Source organism: Actinomadura sp. NPDC048021, assembly GCF_040653135.1.
Classification (GTDB): domain Bacteria; phylum Actinomycetota; class Actinomycetes; order Streptosporangiales; family Streptosporangiaceae; genus Spirillospora; species Spirillospora verrucosospora.
Map to the genome: position 1 here is coordinate 137,303 of NZ_JBEZJQ010000022.1, position 13,916 is coordinate 151,218.

Annotated in this window: 13 protein-coding genes; 12 read left to right on the plus strand and 1 reads right to left on the minus strand. The window is 74.1% G+C overall.

Features of this window, described 5'->3' with window-relative positions; all coding sequences use genetic code 11:
• Position 1 precedes the first annotated feature (1 nt).
• From AB0C87_RS31080 to AB0C87_RS31130, 11 genes are all read left to right on the plus strand, one after another.
• Positions 2-850, plus strand: coding sequence for an SGNH/GDSL hydrolase family protein (locus AB0C87_RS31080; RefSeq protein ID WP_360580777.1), 849 nt, complete (start codon positions 2-4; stop codon positions 848-850).
• A 29-nt stretch (positions 851-879) separates the two neighbouring features.
• Positions 880-1,332 (plus strand): nuclear transport factor 2 family protein, encoded by a 453-nt coding sequence (locus tag AB0C87_RS31085; protein ID WP_345173466.1) that lies wholly within the window; start codon positions 880-882, stop codon positions 1,330-1,332.
• A 72-nt stretch (positions 1,333-1,404) separates the two neighbouring features.
• Complete coding sequence (locus tag AB0C87_RS31090; RefSeq protein WP_353834667.1) at positions 1,405-3,378, plus strand: acyl-CoA dehydrogenase family protein; 1,974 nt, start codon at positions 1,405-1,407, stop codon at positions 3,376-3,378.
• Between the two features lie 4 nt (positions 3,379-3,382).
• A complete protein-coding gene (locus AB0C87_RS31095; protein WP_360580779.1) occupies positions 3,383-5,260 on the plus strand; it encodes a fatty acyl-AMP ligase in 1,878 nt (625 codons plus the stop codon).
• A 76-nt stretch (positions 5,261-5,336) separates the two neighbouring features.
• Entirely contained in the window at positions 5,337-5,918 is a 582-nt protein-coding gene (locus tag AB0C87_RS31100) for a PadR family transcriptional regulator (protein WP_345173471.1), read from the plus strand.
• Between the two features lie 138 nt (positions 5,919-6,056).
• Positions 6,057-6,599 (plus strand): ATP-binding protein, encoded by a 543-nt coding sequence (locus AB0C87_RS31105; RefSeq protein ID WP_345173472.1) that lies wholly within the window; start codon positions 6,057-6,059, stop codon positions 6,597-6,599.
• A gap of 39 nt (positions 6,600-6,638) precedes the next feature.
• Positions 6,639-7,196 carry a hypothetical protein gene (locus AB0C87_RS31110; protein WP_345173474.1) on the plus strand — a complete coding sequence of 186 codons (558 nt, stop codon included), beginning with the start codon at positions 6,639-6,641 and terminating at the stop codon, positions 7,194-7,196.
• A gap of 82 nt (positions 7,197-7,278) precedes the next feature.
• Positions 7,279-10,047, plus strand: coding sequence for a nitrate- and nitrite sensing domain-containing protein (locus AB0C87_RS31115; RefSeq protein ID WP_360580781.1), 2,769 nt, complete (start codon positions 7,279-7,281; stop codon positions 10,045-10,047).
• Positions 10,044-10,463 (plus strand): roadblock/LC7 domain-containing protein, encoded by a 420-nt coding sequence (locus AB0C87_RS31120; RefSeq protein ID WP_185032209.1) that lies wholly within the window; start codon positions 10,044-10,046, stop codon positions 10,461-10,463. The genes AB0C87_RS31115 and AB0C87_RS31120 overlap by 4 nt, the downstream gene beginning before the upstream one ends.
• Before the next feature lie 6 nt (positions 10,464-10,469).
• A complete protein-coding gene (locus tag AB0C87_RS31125; protein WP_345173477.1) occupies positions 10,470-10,913 on the plus strand; it encodes a DUF742 domain-containing protein in 444 nt (147 codons plus the stop codon).
• On the plus strand, positions 10,894-11,526 hold the full coding sequence (locus AB0C87_RS31130) for an ATP/GTP-binding protein (RefSeq protein WP_345173479.1): 633 nt from the start codon (positions 10,894-10,896) through the stop codon (positions 11,524-11,526). Before AB0C87_RS31125 ends, AB0C87_RS31130 begins: the two co-directional genes overlap by 20 nt.
• 18 nt (positions 11,527-11,544) lie before the next feature.
• On the opposite strand, the gene AB0C87_RS31135 is transcribed toward AB0C87_RS31130, so the two are convergent.
• The gene (locus tag AB0C87_RS31135; protein ID WP_345173480.1) at positions 11,545-12,072 is read right to left on the minus strand and encodes a helix-turn-helix domain-containing protein; all 528 of its coding nucleotides are present in this window, start codon (positions 12,070-12,072) and stop codon (positions 11,545-11,547) included.
• A gap of 65 nt (positions 12,073-12,137) precedes the next feature.
• Between AB0C87_RS31135 and AB0C87_RS31140 the strand changes: the two genes are divergently transcribed.
• Positions 12,138-13,574 (plus strand): MFS transporter, encoded by a 1,437-nt coding sequence (locus tag AB0C87_RS31140; protein ID WP_345173482.1) that lies wholly within the window; start codon positions 12,138-12,140, stop codon positions 13,572-13,574.
• Positions 13,575-13,916: the final 342 nt, after the last annotated feature.

The window sequence follows — 13,916 nt, forward strand, 5'->3', positions numbered from 1 at the left end:
GATGAAAAGAGCACATTCCGTCGCCCGCGCACTCCGTTCGCCGATGCTGCCGTTCCTCGCTCCCGTACTGGTGGTGCAGGCATGGCGGACGTTGCGGCGGACACCGCGGCTGGACCCGGCGACCGGGGACGAGCAGGGCTTCGTCGCCGGCGCCGACCCCGGGCGGGGCCCCGCCTTCCGGGTCATGGTGATCGGCGAGTCCACCGCGGTGGGCGTCGGCGCGTCCCGGCACGCCGAGGCGCTGCCCGGCTTCCTGGCGCAGGAGCTGGGCGAGCGGCTCCGGCGCAGCGTGGCCTGGTCGGTCTCCGGCCGGAACGGCGCGACGGCCCGGAGCATCATCGGCGGGCTCGTCCCGCCCGCGAACGGCTCCGCGCCGAACCTGGTCGTCGTCACCACGGGCATCAACGACCTGCTCAGGCGGCGTCCCCTGCGCCGGTGGGCGGCCGACGTCACCGAGCTCGTCGCCCTCGTGCGCGGCCGGTTCCCGGAGGCGACCGTGCTCGTCGCCGGGATGCCGCCGGTGCACCGGTTCCCCGCCCTGCCGCGGCCGCTGCGCTCGGTCCTCGGCGCGCGGGCGCGCGCCATGGACCGGATCACCCGGGACGCGGCGGCGGCGGGCGGCGCCGTCCACGCTCCCATGGACGAGGCGATGGCCCGCGACCGGCGGCTCTTCGCGGCCGACGGCTTCCACCCGTCGGCGGCGGGCTACCGCGCCTGGGCGCGCGACCTCGCCCGCGCCGCCGTCGCCGCCGCTCCCGCCCCCGGACCCGCCGCTCCCGCCGACGAACCCGGCGACCCGCCACAGGACACGCCCCCCGCCGGAGCCGTCCCGCCGAGGACGGCCGACTGACGACACGGCAAGCGAAAGGGAGCAGCCGGATGACGGTTCCCGGAACGTTCCGATCAGCGGTGGAGGCCAAGGACCTCGCCGCGATCACCGATGCGCTGGACCCCGGCATCGAGTTCCGCAGCCCGGTGATGGTGAAGCCCTACCTGGGGCGCGACGCCGTCGCCGCCCTGCTCGGCGTCCTGCTGGAGGTCTTCGAGGACTTCCACTACACCGACGAGCTGGTGGGCGTCCCCTCGGGCGGGACGAACGGCGCGGGCCCGCCCGCGCAGGCCCTGGTCTTCAGCGCCAGGGTGCTGGGCAAGGACCTCCAGGGGCTGGACCTGCTCAGGTTCGGCGAGACCGGGCTGGTCACGAGCCTGACCGTCATGGTCCGCCCGCTGCCCGCGGCGATGACGCTCGCCCGGGTGGTCGGCAGGCGCATGGAGGATCCGACCGGCGCCGACGACGCGGGGGGCCCGTCCGGCGACACCGCGCAGCCATAGGGAGCCGACCCGCACAGGAGTCGCGGCCCGCGAACCCGAAGGCGCGACCCACACAAGGGAGTCGAAGGAAAAATGGATAGCAAGGTCCCCGCACACCCCGTGCACCCTGCCCGCCCCGCTCACTCCGCCACCGGGGCCCACGCCGAGAACTCCGTCCACCCCGCGCGTTCCGTCCACCCGGGCCATTCCGAGAACCCCTCGTCCGAGAACCCCGCGGCGGCGACCCCCGGGTCCGAGAGCCCCGCGCCCGAGCGGCCCGCCTCGGGGGGCTCCGCGCCCGGACGGCCCCCGGGCGAGCGGCTGGCGCCGGCGCACCGGATCGCCGCCGACCTGGACGGCTACCTCGGCGACCCGATGGACGACGAGGCCGGGCCGTTCTCCTACAAGGCGATCGTGGAGGCGGAGGAGCGCGACGAGCTTCCCCCGGGCGCGGTGGACGCCGTCCGGGCGTGGGGCTTCCCGAAGTACCTGGTGCCGAGCGGGCTGGGCGGGCGCCTGACGACGCTGGAGGAGCTGTTCTTCGTCACCCGCGGCATCTCGCGCCGCAGCGTCACCGTCGCGGTCATGTACGGGTCCGGGTTGCTGGCGGTCAACCCGGTGTGGCTGTGGGGCGACGCGTGGCAGCGCAGGACGGTGGCGGACGGGGTGCTGCGCGGGGACCTGGCCTGCTTCGGCGTCTCGGAGGCCGACCACGGCAGCGACGTGATGGCGTCGGAGTCGGAGGCCGACATCCAGGGCGACGAGCTGGTGCTGACCGGGGTGAAGTGGCCGGTCGGCAACGCCACCCGCGGGCGGTTCGTCACCACCTATGCGAAGACCGGTCCGCGCGACTTCTCCCTCATCCTGGTCGACAAGCGGGAACTCGACCCGGCGGCGTGGTCGACGCTGCCTCCCGTCCGGACGGTGGGGCTGCGCGGCCACGACCTGTCCGGCGTCGCGTTCTCCGGGGCGCGGCTGCCCGCCGAGCGGGTGATCGGGCGGCGCGGCTCCGGGCTCGTCCAGACGCTGAAGACCCTGCAGATCACCCGGACCGCGATCGCGGCGCTGTCGGTCGGGACGATGGACGCGGTGGTGCGCATCGGGATGGAGTACGCGCGCCAGCGCACCCTGTACGGATCGGACATCTACCGGATCCCGGTGATCCGCGACCATCTGGTCAAGGCGCACCTGGACCTGCTGATCGCCGAGTGCGTGGCGATCCCGGTGGCGCGCTGCCTGACGGTCGCGCCCGGTCGGCTCAGCCTGTGGTCCTCGATCGTGAAGTACTTCGTGCCCGTCCTCGGCGAGGAGGTCGTGGCCAGCATCGGGACCGTGCTCGCCGCGCGCGGCTACCTGCGCGAGGGCGTGGCGCACGGGGTGTTCCAGAAGCTGCAGCGCGACCACGCGATCGCGAGCATCTTCGAGGGCACCACGCACGTGAACCTCGCCAACGTCGCGGGCCAGCTGCCCTTCCTGATCGACCCGCCGGCGGAGACGGGCCGCGAGGACGAGCTGCTCGCCGACCTGTTCGGCTGGACGCGGACGCCGCCCGCCTGGGACCCCGACGGCCGCCAGCTCCAGCTCACCAACGAGGGGCGCGACGAGATCGGCCAGCGGTTCGAGGAGATCTCCGAGGAGGTGCTGGCGGCGGCGAACGCGCACGCCGCGCCCGGCGTCGCGGCCGAGCTGAAGGACCTGCTGTCGGCCATCGGCGCCCTGCGCGCCAGGATCGAGGAGGGCATCCGCGCGAACGAGGGCGACACCTCCTCCGTCGCGGCGCTGACGCGGGCCAGGCGGTACTGCGAGCTGCACGCGATGACGTCGTGCATGCTCACCTGGCTCCACAACCGGGAGGTGTTCGGCGGGGCGTTCGAGGACGGCCAGTGGCTCGTCCTGTGCCTGCAGCGGCTGCTCCAGCGGGCGCAGCCCGACACCGTCCTGTCCGAGGACTTCCTCCCGCCGCTGGAGGACGCGATGTTCCGCGGCGAGGGCGACCGGCGCTGGTTCTCCCTGCTGTCCCTGTCCTCGCTCCCGCTCTCCCGGCTCCTCTCGCCCGAGGACGGCTGACACCATGGCCGGGCCACCGGAGACGACGAGAGACTTCGTGTCGCACGTCCGGGAGAACATCCGGACGCACGGCGACGCCCGCTCCTTCACCTTCATCAGCGAGGAGCCGGGGCGCCGGTACAGGGAGAACGTGCTCGGCTTCGCCGACCTGGACCGCAAGGCCCGCGCGCTCGGCTGCCGCCTGGAGGCGCGCGGCTTACGGGACCGGGCGGTCCTGCTCCTCTATCCGGAGGGGCTGGAGTTCCTGGCGGCCTTCCTCGGCTGCCTGTACGCGCGCGTCATCGCCGTCCCGGCCCCGCTCCCGGACCTGGACGCGGGCCGCTTCGGCCGCACCCGCCGGATCATCGAGGACGCCGACGTCGCGCTGATCCTCACCGACACCGCCCACCGCGACACCCTCGACGCGTGGCTGTCGGCCGCCGGGCTGAAGGGGCGCGTGCACTGCCTGGACACCCAGGCGGGCAAGGACACCGACGCCGGCGACTGGTCCCCACAGCGGTCCGGCCCGGACACGGTCGCCTTCCTCCAGTACACCTCCGGGTCGACCAGCGAGCCCAAGGGCGTCATGGTCACCCACGGCAACCTGCTGGCCAACGGCGAGGAGATCAAGCGCCGCATCGAGGGGTCGGACGCCACCGTCGGCGTCGGCTGGGTGCCGCACTACCACGACATGGGCCTGGTCGGTCAGTTCCTCCAGCCGCTCTACCTCGGCTGCCGGTACGTGTTCACCTCGCCGATCACGTTCATCAAGCGGCCCGTGCTGTGGCTGGAGCTGATCACCCGGTACCGGGGGACGATCACCGTGGCGCCCAACTTCGGGTACGAGCTGGCGCTGCGCCGCGTCACCGACCGGCAGATGGAGGGCCTCGACCTGTCGTCGCTGACCGTCGTGAAGAACGGCGCGGAGCCCGTCCGGGCCGCGACGCTGGAGGCGGTGGCCGAGCGGTTCGCCCCGGTCGGGTTCCGGCCCTCGATGTGGATGCCGTGCTACGGGATGGCCGAGACGACCCTGCTCATCACCGGCGCGCCCCTGGGCGGCGGCCCGGTCGTCCGCGACTTCGACGCCGGGGCCCTCGCGCGGAACGAGGCCGTCCCCGCGGACGAGCCGGGCCTTCCCGGCGAGGGCCCCGCCCGCGGCGGCGCCAGGCGGCTCGTCAGCAGCGGCCGTCCCGTCACCCTGGACGTCCGCGTCGTCGACCCCGACACCCGCGCCGAGCGGCCGGAGCGGCGCGTGGGGGAGATCTGGGTGCGCGGGGGCAGCGTCGCCCGCGGCTACTGGGGGAGCCCCGAGCAGACCGAGGCGACCTTCCGCGCCCGCACGTCCACCGGCGAGGGCCCCTTCCTGCGGACGGGCGATCTCGGCTTCACCGCCGACGGCGAGCTCTACGTCACCGGGCGGATCAAGGACCTGATCATCGTCAACGGCCGCAACATCCACGCGCACGACATCGAAGAGGTAGCCCGCGCATCCCATCCGGCCGCCCTGCTCGGCGCCGCCTTCGCGATCGACCCCGCCCTCGACGCCGACCTCGGCCCGGCCCCGCCGGGCGGCCGGCCCGGCGGGGGCGCGGCGGTCGACGCGAGCCGGGAGCAGGTCGTCGTCGTCCAGGAGATCAGCACCCGCGCGGCCGCCGGGACGCCCCTGGAGGAGGTGGCCTCCGCCGTCAGGGCGCGGGTGGCCCGCACGTTCGAGCTGCCCGCCGTCAGCGTCGTGCTGGCCGCGCGGGGCTCGGTCAGGCGGACGACCAGCGGGAAGATGCAGCGCCGGCTGACTCGCGAGGCGTTCCTGACCGGGAAGATCACCGAACTCGCGGCCGACCTCGAACCGGGCGTCGCCGGCCTCCGCGAGGCGCCCGCACCGATCGACGCTGACCAATCCTAGTCAACATGATGACTAATCATGTCGTTGTCTGCTAACGTCGGGCATCACCCTGAGTCAAGGCGGGGAGAGAAGGCCGATGGCGCTACGTCACGCTGTGCTGGCGGCGCTGCTCGACGGCGAGTACAGCGGTTACCAGCTGGCAAAGATCTTCGATTTGTCGGTCTCCAACTTCTGGCACGCCGTACCGCAGCAGCTCTACTCGGAGCTGTCGAGGTTGGAGACGGAAGGTCTGATCAGCGGGCGGCAGATCATCCAGCACGATCGACCCAACAAGCGCGTGTACACCGTCACCCAGGCGGGCGTCGACGAGCTCGAACGGTTCGCCGTGACCCCCGCCAAGCCAGGGATCATCCGCGAGAACCTGCTCGTCATGGTGCAGGCCGTGGACCACATCTGCGCCGACTCCGTCATCGCGCAGCTGGAGGACCGGGCGGTGGCCTCGGCGGCCAAGGTCGAGGTCTTCGAACGCACCCTCAAGCACCTGCGCGGCGACCAGGACGAGGAGTCCTTCCTGCGCACCGGGTCCCCTCTCGGGCCCTACCTCACGTGCCTGCGCGGACGCCGCTTCGAGCAGGAGAACTACGCGTGGTTCACCAGCACCGCCCGGCTGCTGCGAGCCCGGGCGGGCACCCGGTCCGAGGGGAGCGGCCCGCCATGAGGCGGCCGCGTCCCTCGCACGCCGTGCCACCGCCTGCCCGGACAGCGGCGGCACCGGCACAACCCCCCCACGCCCACCTCAGCCTCGCACCCCGGCAGGGCTGGAATCGGGCGGCACGCCTTAGTCAAGGAGGCGTTCATGATGTCGGGCGACCACCACACCATCGAACTCCCTAGCACCCCACTCCCGAGCCACCTGACCACGACCGCGTCGCCGGTCGCGCCGCCGAACGGCGCCGCGCCGAACGGGCTGCGGGGCCTGGACGAGCCGCCGGCGGTCCTGCTCGGCGAGCTGACGCTGCCCGCCGAGCGGGAGTCCGTGCCCGCGGCGCGGCGCTTCAGCAGGTCCGTCAGCACCGCGTCCGGCATCGGGCACATCGCCGACGACGCCGAGGTCCTGGTGTCCGAACTCGTCACCAACGCCGTCCGGCACGCGCCGGACGCCGGGGGCGCGCTGTGCCTGCGGCTGCTGCGCGCCGGCGCCCGGCTCCGCATCGAGGTGCACGACCAGAGCGCCGCCGTCCCGACGGCGCGGCCGGTCGACCTCATGGAGGAGACGGGGCGCGGCTGGTTCCTCGTCGCGGTGATGGCCGACGGGCACGGCACCGACCACACCGCCTCCGGCAAGGCGGTCTGGTGCGAGGTGCGCGCCTGGCCGCGGGACGAGCACCCCGGCCACTGAGCCTCTCCCGCGCACCCCGGTACGGCGATGGGAGATGCCATGCCTGCTGACGCCATGCCCGCCGACAAGTGGCCCGCCGACAGGTGGCCCGCCGAACAGCGGCCCTCCGACCAGCCGCCCCTCGGGCAACCGGCCGCCGACCAGCGGCCCTCCGACGGGGGGCCGGTCGACCGAAGGCCCGCCGACCCGGGGCCCGGCGACCACCGGCCCGCGGGGGAGCCCGCCGGCCGGCGGCCCGCCGATCCCCGCCGTCCCCCCGACTACTACCGGGAGGACGGGCGGCGCGCCACGGCCGAGGAGGCCCAGCGGCTGCTGCTCGACGTGCGGGGACGCCTGCTCGCGCAGGACGTCATCCGCGTCGGCGCCGTCGTCGTGGTCGTCTCGACCTGGTTCACCGTGATCGACCTCGGCATCGCGGCGAACGGAAGGCCGCTGCTGTGGCAGACGATCGTGTCCGACCACGCGATGCACGCCGACATCGGCCAGTACACCGCGCGGGACAAGGCCCTGCGCGGGCACGCCCAGGCCGTCGCGATGATCACCAGTCGGCTGCGCGGCCTGGTCGCCCGCGCGGCCCTGGACGAGGCCCGCCCCTGACCCCGCACCCCTGACACACGGGCCGCCCCGGCGCGCACACGCCGGCGGCGCGGCCCGGCCCCGGCTAGAGGTAGTGATCTCGATGTCCCGCACGACACCCCGCGACGACGCGTCCGGCAGAAGGCCCCGGCGCCGGCGTCCCATCCGGCTGCGGATCACGGCGCTGCTGCTGGTCCCGCTGGTGTCCCTCATCACCCTGTGGGCGTTCGCCGCGAACATCACGCTCGGCGACGCGTTCGACAAGTACGACTTCTCCACGACGTACGAGAAGGTGGGCCTTCCCGGCATCTACCTGGTGAACCAGCTCCAGGCGGAGCGTTCGCTCAGCGTCGTCGCGCTCAGCACGCGCGACCCCGCGGACCGGCAGAAGCTGGGCGGGCAGCGCGCCCGGGTGAGCGCCGTGGACAAGGCGTTCCGCTCGACCGCGCTGTCGCCCGAGGCGAGGGACGCGGCCGAGCCGGCGACCAAGCGGCGGCTCGCCGACGCGGTCAGGGCGCTGGACCGGCTGCCGCAACTGCGCGCCCGGGTCGACTCGGGCCGGGTCCAGCCGCTGGAGGTCATCAACTCCTACAGCGTCCTGCTCGACCAGGTCATCAAGGTCTTCGACGGCCTGGTGACCGTCAACGACGTCGCCATCTTCACCCAGGGCCGGGCGCTGATCGGCATCGGCAACGCCCGCGCCTACATGCTGCGGGAGGACTCGCTCGTCACCGCGGCGATGGCGCGCAACGGGCGGCTCACCTCCGCCGAGCACACCGCGTTCGTCCAGTGGGCCGCGGAGGGGCGGCGCGAGTTCGAGGCCGGGCTCGCCGACCTCAACGAGCGGATCCGCGGGCCGCTCGCCAGGCTCGCGGCGTCCCCGGAGTTCCAGCGGTACCGGGCGGCCGAGGACGCGATCGTCAACGCGCGCGGCGACCGGCTGCCGCCCGAGGCCGCGGACTGGCAGGCCACCACGCAGCTGCTGTCCCAGGCGTGGGCGCAGAAGGTCACCGAGGCGAGCCTCGCGCTCAACGAGATGGCCAAGCCGATCGGTGAGCGGATCATCATGCGGCTCGTCCTGGCGGGCGGGTTCGGACTGCTCGCGGTGGTCGCCTCGATCGTGCTGTCGCTGCTGGCCGCGCGCAGCCTGTCGCGGGAGCTGCGCGGGCTGCAGCGCGCCGCGCTCAAGCTCGCCGAGGACCGGCTGCCCGGCGTCGTCGCCCGGCTGCGGCGCGGCGAGGAGGTGGACGTGGACGCCGAGGCGCCGCCGCTGGTCATCGGCAGGTCCCGGGAGGTCGCGCGCGTCGGCGACGCCTTCACCAAGGTGCAGCACACCGCGATCGAGACCGCCGTGCGGGAGTCCTACCTGCGGCAGGGCATCAGCCGCGTGTTCCTCAACGTCGCGTGGCGCAGCCAGTCGCTGCTGCACCGCCAGCTGCGGATGCTGGACGAGATGGAGCGCGACGCCTCCGACCCGAAGGTGCTGGAGGACCTGTTCCGCCTCGACCACCTCACCACCCGCATGCGCCGCCACGCCGAGGGCCTGGTCATCCTGTCCGGGACGTCACCGGGACGGGGCTGGAGCCGGCCGGTGCACGTCGAGGACGTGCTGCGCGCCGCGGTCGCCGAGGTCGAGGACTACACGCGGGTCGAGATCGTCGTGGTGTCCGGGCAGGCCGCGGTGATCGGCGAGGCCGTCGCCGACATCATCCACCTGCTCGCCGAGCTGATCGAGAACGCCACGGTGTTCTCGCCCGCGCCCACCGAGGTGCTCGTCCGCGGCGAGATGGGCGCCAACGGGTTCGCCGTCGACATCATCGACCGCGGTATCGGGCTCGACCAGTCCGAGCTGGACGCGCTGAACCTGAGGCTGGCCCGGCCGCCCGAGTTCGACCTGGCCGTCACCGACCGGCTCGGGCTGTTCGTCGTCGGCCGGCTCGCCGGCCGGCACGGCATCAAGGTCGCGCTGCAGCCGTCCCTGTACGGGGGCGTCAGCGCCGTCGTGCTGATCCCGCGCCAGCTGATCGTGGACGCCGACCAGCCCGAGGACGAGGACGGCGCCGTCCAGGCGGGCCCCGTCCAGCAGCGGGGCGCGGCGGCGGCGAACGGGTCGATGCGCGCATGGCCCACGCCTCCGGCGCCGTCGTCCACCGCGACGCTCAACGCGCCGGTGTACGACATCGCCCCCGCCGAGGACGCGGCGTCGACCGACACGGCGCCCAACAGGGCAGTGCCCGGAAGCGCAGTGCCCGAAAGCGCAGTGCCCAACGGCAGGGCGCCCCATGCCCCGGGGCCGGCCGGTGAAGCGGTGCCGCCAGAGACGCCGGTGTCCTTCCCGCAGTGGAAGAGCGAGGAGAAGCCGGACCAGAACGTGGCGGTGGGGTTCGACGACGGTGACCAGACCCCGACGTCGTTCGGGACCCCACCGCCGCACGGTCCGCCGCCGACCGACGCCACGCGTCCGTTCCAGGCCGCGGGTCCCCGCCCCGCCTACGGCGGCGGTTCCTACGGCGGAGGCGCCGGCCGGTACGCGGCGCCCGCGTCGTTCGGCGAGACCTCGTTCGGGGGAACCCCGTTCGGGGACGCGGGGACGGCCGGCGGCGGGCGCGCCCCGCTGCCGCGCCGGGTGCGCGGCGGGAGCCTGGCGCCCCAGCTGCGCGACGCCGGCGCCTACGAAGACACCGGCTCCTACGAGGAGACCGGCCCGTACGGAGAAGAGCCCGCCACCGGCGACGCCATCGCCGCCTGGGAGGAACGGTCGGCGGAGGCGTCCCGGGACCTGTTCGCGTCGCTGCAGGCGGGCTGGCTGCGCGGCCGGGACGAGGACGAGGCGCCCGAAGGACCCGCGGACGGCATGGAAGGAAGATCATGACCTATCAGGGAGCGGCCGCCGAGCTGAACTTCCTCCTCGACGACCTGGTCGACCGGGTCCCGCAGATCCGGAAGGTGGTCGTGCTGTCCCGGGACGGGCTCGTCATGGGCATGTCGCGGGGCGTCGGGCGCGAGGACTCCGAGTACCTGGCGGCCCTCGCCGCCGGGTTCCACAGCCTCGCCGTCGGGGCGCGCCCGCAACTGGACTCCGGCGAGATCCGGCAGACGCTCGTCGAGATGGACAAGGGCCTGTTCTTCGTCGTCCCGGCCGGGGCCAACAGCTGCCTCGCGCTGCTCAGCGAGGTCGGAGCCAACGCCGGCCTCGTCGCCTACGAGATGACGATGCTGGTCAAGCGGGTCGGCAGGCAGCTGTCCACCGGACTCAGGCAGGGCGCGCCCGGGCCCGGACACCGGTGACCCGCCATGGACCCCAGTGACGGGCCCGGCGCTCCCCGGGGTCCCGGCAGGGAACGGTGGCTCGACGCCGCCGCCGGGCCGATCGTCCGTCCCTACGCGGTGACGCGCGGCCGCACCCGGCCGAGCGGCGAGCCGCTCGACATCGTGGCGATCCTCGTCGCGACCGGGCGGCCGCCGCCCGAGCCCGGCCGGCTCTCGCGCCAGCAGCGCAGGCTGCTGGCGCTGTGCCGGCGCCCGCACGCCCTCGCCGACCTCGCCTCGGACCTGAACCTGCCCTTCGGCGTGATCCGGGTGCTGGCCGGCGACCTGCTCGACTCCGGCCTCCTGGAAGTCCAGCGATGGTCCCCGGCGCCGTCGCCGTCCGGGCCGTTCGGCCCGGTGACCGCGCTCCAGCCGCACAACGACCCGAACCTGCTCAGGAGGGTGCTCGATGAACTCCGCGCGCTCTGACGCCCCGCCCCCCGCCACCGCGGAACCGGACGAGCCCGACGACCGGGCGGACGGTCCGCGCGTCGCGCTGAAGATCCTCGTCGCCGGAGGGTTCGGCGTCGGGAAGACGACCCTGGTCGGCGCCGTCAGCGAGATCCGCCCGCTGCGCACCGAGGAGGCGCTGACCGACGTGAGCGTCGGCGTCGACGACCTCGACGGCGTGGCCGCCAAGACCACCACGACCGTGGCGATGGACTTCGGCCGCATCACGCTGCGCGACGGCGTCGCCATCTACCTGTTCGGGACGCCCGGCCAGGAGCGGTTCTGGTTCATGTGGAACGAGCTGTCGCGCGGCGCGCTCGGCGCGGTCGTGCTCGCCGACACGCGGCGGCTCATGGCGAGCTTCGCCTCGATCGACTACTTCGAGCGCAAGGGCACGCCGTTCGTCGTCGCCGTCAACTGCTTCGACGACGCCGACCGCTACGAGGCGCCCGAGATCCGGACGGCCCTGGACATCGACCCCCACGTGCCCGTCCTGCTGTGCGACGCGCGCCGGACGGGGTCGGCGAAGGAGGTGCTCGTCTCGCTGGTCGAGCACGCGCTGCGGCTCGCGGGCGGCACCCGGCACGCGTGACCGCCGCGCGGCCGCGCGTCACCCCCCGGATCCGCCGGGCTCGCCCCCGCCGTCCCCCTGGTCCTCGTCCGCCGCGCTCGGCGGCCCCATGACGATCTCGTCCACCGCGACGTCGTGGCCGTCCGCGCACCTGACCTGCGCCGTCACGCGCTCGCCGCAGCGGGCGTGCGTCAGCATGACCTGGCGGCCCTCCTCGTGGGGAAGGTAGGTCTCGCCCCACTCCATGAGGCTGACGAGGGTCGGCGCGAGGTCCAGGCCCATCTTCGTCAGGTGGTACTCGTACCGCGTGCGCTGCCCCGGCTCCTGGTAGGGCTCCCTGGTGAGCAGGCCGGCGTCGACGAGGTGGCGCAGCCGCGCGGTGACGGCCGACTCGGTCATGCCGAGGTTGCGCACGAAGTCGCCGAATCGGTTCGTCCCGAAGAAGGCCTCGCTGAGCACCAGCACCGCCGACGGCGGGCCGAGCGCGGCGAGCGTCCTCGCGACCGGGCAGTTCTGCATCGACCAGGCGTCGCGGTCGGCGAAGTGCCCTTCCAGTGAGATTGTCACCCTTCCACTATAAACCTGCTGACTTTGCTTGACCAAAGTCAGGGGGCTCGCTAGCCTCCCTGACTATGGTGGAACAAAGTCAGGTGCGCGGCGCGGGCCGGGTCCGCAGGGGACCGGTGCTCGCGGTGCTCTCCGTCGCCTCCTTCATGGCGGGCCTCGACCTGTTCATCGTCAACGTGGCGTTCACCGACATCGGCCGCGACTTCGCCGGGGAGTCGATGGCCGACCTGTCATGGGTGCTCAACGGATACGCGATCGTGTTCGCCGCCCTGCTGGTGCCGCTCGGCCGGCTCGCCGACCGCTACGGCCGCAAGGCCGGCCTCCTGCTCGGCCTGACCGTCTTCACCCTCGCCTCCCAGGCCTGCGCCGCCGCCCCGTCGCTGTGGTGGCTCGTCGCCTTCCGCGTCGTGCAGGCCGCGGGCGCCGCGGCGCTCATCCCCACCAGCCTCGGGCTGCTGCTGTCGGCGTTCCCGGCGGAGCGGCGCGGCGGCGCGGTGCGGATCTGGTCGGCGGCCTCGGCGATCGCCGCCGCGGCCGGGCCGGCGGTCGGCGGCGTCCTCGTGGACGCCTCCTGGCGCTGGGTGTTCGAGGTCAACGTCCCCATCGGGATCGCGGCGGTGCTGCTCGCCGCCCGGCTCGTCCCCGACTCGCGCGAAGGCGTGACGGCCCGCGTCCCCGACCTGCTCGGGACCGCCGTCGCGACCGCCGCGATCGCGCTGCTGGCGCTCGGCGTCGTGAAGATCAACGACTGGCCGGGGGAGCGGACGGTCCTCGTGGCCGCCGCCGCGCTGCTCGGCCTCGCCTGGTTCTGGCTGCGCTCCCTGCGCCACCCCGCGCCGGTGATCGAGCCCGCGCTGCTGGCCGTCCGCACGTTCCTCTGGTCCAACGCCGCGGTCCTGCTGTTCACCGTCGCGTTCGCCGCCAACCTGCTGCTCGGCGTGCTGTGGATGCAGCAGGTCTGGCACTACTCGCCGATCCGCACCGGGCTCGCCGTCGCGCCCGGCCCCCTGATGGTCCCCGTGATGGCGCTCGTCGCCGGACGCCTCTCCGCGCGCGTCCCGGTCGGGCTGATCACCGCGGTCGGGTGCACGCTGTGCGCGTTCGGCGTCGTCCTGATCGCGATGAGCCTGGGCCCGGCGCCGGCCTACGCCGCCGAGATGCTGCCGGGCTGGCTCGTCGGCGGGACGGGGGTCGGGCTCGCCCTGCCCACCATCCTGTCCGCCGCCGCCGTCGAGCTGCCGCCCCACCGCTACGCGACGGGCAGCGCCGTGGTGAACATGAGCCGGCAGATCGGCGCGGTGCTCGGCGTGAGCCTCGCCGTCGCCGTCCTCGGCACCCCCCACGGCTACCCGGACGCCCACACCGCCTACGTCCACGCCTGGCTGATGGTCGGCGCGTTCATGGCGATCGCAGCGATCGCCGCCCTTGGCATGACCCCGCGCCGGCTCCGGCCGTCCCGTCCCGTCCCCGAGCCAGAAACGGAAGTGATCGCCCGCGCCTGACACCCCTCCTTGACACGGGAAACGGGCGAAGCCTTGACCCGGACCGCGAGGCCCGGTTCGTCCGTACCCCGCACAGCAGGCACCTCATCCGGAGAGGTGCCTGCTGTATTTATTGTGTTTTTTGGGCCGGTGGGGGCGGCGGGGGGGGGCGCGGGCCCGGTGGGGGGGGCGGCGTTGTTCGGTCTGCGCCGGTTACCCCGATTGTGGGGGGGGGGCCGCCGCGCGGGGGGGGCCGGGGGCCGGGGCGGGCACGCGGGCCCGCCCCCCCCCCCCCCCGGGCCGCCGCCCCGCGGGCCGCACAAGTAGCGGGGTCAGCACCGAGGGGGGCCCGCGCGCGCCCCC